This is a genomic window from Lysobacter sp. TAB13 (assembly GCF_052113885.1).
Classification (GTDB): domain Bacteria; phylum Pseudomonadota; class Gammaproteobacteria; order Xanthomonadales; family Xanthomonadaceae; genus Lysobacter; species Lysobacter gummosus.
Genome location: NZ_JBFRDR010000124.1, coordinates 1 through 533, shown reverse-complemented (window position 1 = coordinate 533; position 533 = coordinate 1). Strand labels below are relative to the sequence as shown.

At 67.8% G+C, this 533-nt stretch carries 1 protein-coding gene; it reads right to left on the bottom strand.

The window, feature by feature from the left end:
* Positions 1-20: 20 nt before the first annotated feature.
* The coding region (locus AB4Y92_RS25430; RefSeq protein ID WP_441822141.1) for an electron transfer flavoprotein subunit alpha/FixB family protein at positions 21-533 on the bottom strand (513 nt) is incomplete at its 5' end.

Below are 533 nucleotides of genomic sequence, written 5' to 3'. Positions count from 1 at the left end.
CGCGTCAGCGGCCGATCCGGTCAGCGCCCGATCTTGGCGAGCTCGGCCTCAAGCTCGGGCATGATGGTGAAGAGGTCGCCGACGAGGCCRTAATCGGCGATCTGGAAGATCGGCGCYTCYTCGTCCTTGTTGATSGCGACGATGACCTTCGARTCCTTCATGCCGGCGAGATGCTGGATCGCGCCCGAGATGCCGACGGCGATATAGAGGTCCGGCGCCACGACCTTGCCGGTCTGGCCGACCTGCCAGTCGTTCGGGGCATAGCCGGCATCCACCGCGGCGCGCGAGGCGCCCATGGCGGCTCCGAGCTTGTCGGCGACGGGTTCGATCACCTTGCCGAAATTCTCGGCCGAGGCGAGCGCGCGGCCACCCGAGATGATGATCTTGGCCGAAGCGAGCTCCGGACGATCGGACTTGGCGACTTCCTCGCCCTTGAAGCTCGAAGTGCCGGCATTCTCGGCGGCGGCAACCGCTTCGATCGGCGCAGTCGCGCTGCCGTCGCCGGTCGCCGCGAAGGACGCGCCGCGCACGGT